The following is a 3,603-nucleotide window of genomic DNA, read 5'->3' on the forward strand; positions in this document are numbered from 1 at the left end:
CAGTTCATCATCAGGTAAAGCTAGTAATGATGCTTTTTCGGACTTGGAAAGAATTTGTCTCCTAGGCATATAGTTTGCATTGATAATTATTTTGTAGATTAATTTTTGTTCAAATCCTTATCGCATAAGGGTGTACTCCAACAACATAACAAAAACAACACAATATCTAATCAATGATATAACCTATATGCGATAGATTCAATGACATAACCTAAATACGATAAATTATTGGATATATGTTCATACGAGCTTATTTGAGAGCTTCAACAGAAGATCAATTTGCCGATCGGGCAAAAGAAATATTGGAACAATTTGTTCAGGAAAGAGGGCACAAAATAGCTAGCTACTATCGGGAAAATATCAGTGGAACAAAACTTGAAAGACCAGAGCTGGGCCGATTACTGATGGATAGCCATCGCAATGATATTCTACTAATCGAACAAATAGACCGGCTGACCAGACTCAGCAACAACGACTGGCTAACACTTAAAAAGCAAATTGAATATCAAGAATTGAGAATTGTAAGCCTAGATGTACCAACCTCATGGCAGGCTTTTTCTGATAAAGAACCATCACAAAATGACCCAGTAACACGTGCCGTCATTTCCGCTATAAATAATATGCTTATAGATCTCATGGCTGTAATGTCACATAAGGATTGGTTAAGCCGTCAACAACGACAAAAACAGGGAATCGAAAGAGCGCATAAACAGGGTAAATATCTTGGAAAGCAGGCTGATTATGACAGACATAAGAAAGTAATATACTATAGAAATATTAAAAAACTAAGTATATACGAAACATCAGAAGCTACCGGGTACAGCTCTTCTCAGGTATGCCGTATTCAACGATTGTATGCCTTAAAAAATGAAAAAAATTAATGATAATCAATTTAATAGATTCAATATATCCTACATAAAACAGAGCTTAACTTACAATAATTTCCCATATCCAAGTTGACCCCTGATACTTATCTACGACACACGACGCGACAGATCCCATAAGACTCCTGGAGAGATCCTCCGATTAATCCTCAGGATCTTCATAAAATTTAGTATTTTGAAGTAACATTTTAGCTTCATAATTTTTTGCATAATTACCTTTATGTTCATGTGTTGATCGAGGTTTGAAACTGTCTTGGGATCCACATTTACAATCTAATGTTTTTTGATTTTTTGAAAATTCATCACGGGATCTCCAATAGGAGTCAGAATTTATGATATTTCTATCAGTAAAAGATACTGTACGAATAAAAGGATCTAAATACATTGTTTTAATTTTGTGTATTTGTGAAGGAAGTTCTATAATATATCTATTATCTCTCATTAAATGATCAACTTCTACTTTCATAGCTTCTTGGGTACCTGATTTATTTACATTTTTAATATGATGTACCATTATGTATGGTGCCGACTTACGTCTCTTGCTAATATTAACAATATCATAGTTAGTTAGCTTTTTAGGCTGATCAGGTACCTTGAAATATTCTCCAGTTTGTATATTTTCTAATTCAAATACACCACATTTACATCCATTAATAGTTTTTACTACATACTTCCAAGGCCTAGGGCATATAAATTTTTCTCTACTACTTTTATCTTTACACGATTCATCATTTCCACCTATATTCTTCCAAGGCATAAGTTCTTGTTCATTTAGTCTAGCTAATATAGTTTTACAATCTTGTTTACATTGTCGTTTTAAGCCGGATATTTTTCCATCTATTTTAGATATTTCTGTATTTAATGCATCTATATTTTTTTGTATTACCTCTTCTCTCTTTTTAGTTAATTTTTTCTCCTTTTCTATATTCAATTTATTGATCTCAAACTTACAATTCTCTGTACAAGTTAAAATATCGGATTGGATATTCATTTCATCACTATGAGTTATATGCCACCGTAAGGTTTGAAAAAAAATCTCTCCAAGACTACTTTCCATGCTAATGTTAGCGTTTGCATAAAAATGTTCAGGAGATTCTAATCCTGATGCTTTATAATCTTTAATAAATCCATATTTATAAGCATTATTCCATAATGATTTAGGTATCATATTGGAATATCTAAATGCAGGAGTATGAGCAAAACTATTATTTAAAGAAGTTTTGTCCGGCTCCACACCTGCTCTACTTATAACTCCATACTTTATTTTATGGGAACATCCTAAAAGAAACACATAAACAACCAAAAAAAATATGAAAAATTCACATATATTCTTTTTAATTTTTAAAAAATTCATGATTAATAATTTAAATTTAAGTTCCAGTAATACAAAATATAAGTTTATATTTTTAGTGGTTCTAAATACTAATTAAGTTAAGTATTAATAAGCATGTAATAACTTCTGTAATTTGATAATTAACTTTGTTTCTTATTTTGAATTTAACTTATTTTTTATGGAAGAATCTTGAAAATCTTTAATAGTAAAAGTTTGATCCCCTCTATGAATTAATTGAATTGTACCATCTTTATCTCCTTCATAAACATACAAATTAGGGTCTAAAAGATTTACATAATAATAAGACAAATACTCATTTCCATCCTCATCTTTATAATCACTATCTTCATAATAATGGAAATCACTGGGATCTTCTTCTTCTTCTTTTTCTTCTTCATTATCCCATGGATCTATAGTAGCTATACACCAAAGAAGTCTTTTCATATTTTTAGATTTTCCTTTCACCATAGATTCCATACCACCTAATTGAATTTGATCAGATAACATAGTTTTTACTGTATCAATTATTTTATCTTTATTTTCTGGATTTTCAAATGTAATAATTCTAAGTGGAAGATATTGGTCAAATTCTGGATCATCTGGATCTATACAAATTAAAAATTCCTTAAGTTTATCTAACGATGGTAAATTTTTGTGCTTCTTTCCTATTTCCTTAATAAGGGCCTCACAAGCCTTTTCCCTGATTCCTTTTTTATCAACTAGTTGACTACTACCTTCTCCACTTGAAGTACTAGATGTAGGGTCTATTTTTTTCGACAAAACACCACTTTGTGGAGAAGTACTAGCTCTCCTTTTACCTTGACATGATTGTGCTTTACCTTTATCACTATCCATATTACTCATATTCAATCCACTACAGGCAAAAATTCCACTACAAGCAAATAGATTCAAAGTATAAAATAGTTTTAGTTTTGTATTCATGACCATATATATTCCAATATTTTATGTTAAAAAAGATACACATATGACAAGCAGACTCTATCACATTAGCGTCAATTTTAACTGGATTAAAGTTAACTACTCTTTGTTAGCCGTATAATGCTTGCATAACTGATGTCATTACTATACTTACTTAACCACAGTAAGGCCCAATGCAATTAATTCAAATTAAATTCAAAATTTAAGTATACAAAATAATATGGCTCTGTCCAATTAAGTGTGTAAAATATTTTTATGTTTTATTGAATTCTCTTTTCAAATTTAATTAAAAAATGTGCTATAGCCTCACTCCAATTATGAATAGGCATGGTCCACTTTTTGGTCATGTAGTTAATAGTTAAATATAAGGTTTTAAAAACAGCTATATCGTTAGGAAATACTCTTTTATTTTTAGTAACTCTACGGAATTGGCTATTTACAGATTCA

The 3,603-nt window shown here is 30.3% G+C and carries 4 protein-coding genes; 1 reads left to right on the forward strand and 3 read right to left on the reverse strand.

What is annotated here, in order from left to right; all coding sequences use genetic code 11:
- The first annotated feature begins 236 nt into the window (after positions 1-236).
- Complete coding sequence (locus ACRRVB_RS00920) at positions 237-881, forward strand: recombinase family protein (protein WP_432466141.1); 645 nt, start codon at positions 237-239, stop codon at positions 879-881.
- A 145-nt stretch (positions 882-1,026) separates the two neighbouring features.
- Here the strand turns inward: ACRRVB_RS00920 and ACRRVB_RS00925 are convergent, their stop codons facing one another.
- The 3 genes from ACRRVB_RS00925 to ACRRVB_RS00935 all read right to left on the reverse strand — a co-directional run.
- On the reverse strand, positions 1,027-2,238 hold the full coding sequence (locus ACRRVB_RS00925; protein WP_432466142.1) for a hypothetical protein: 1,212 nt from the start codon (positions 2,236-2,238) through the stop codon (positions 1,027-1,029).
- A gap of 132 nt (positions 2,239-2,370) precedes the next feature.
- Entirely contained in the window at positions 2,371-3,159 is a 789-nt protein-coding gene (locus ACRRVB_RS00930) for a hypothetical protein (RefSeq protein WP_432466143.1), read from the reverse strand.
- Between the two features lie 257 nt (positions 3,160-3,416).
- On the reverse strand, positions 3,417-3,603 hold a 187-nt coding region (locus ACRRVB_RS00935; protein WP_432446213.1), incomplete at its 5' end, for a transposase.

The sequence above is a fragment of the Candidatus Cardinium hertigii genome, assembly GCF_050864855.1.
GTDB lineage: Bacteria > Bacteroidota > Bacteroidia > Cytophagales > Amoebophilaceae > Cardinium > Cardinium hertigii_C.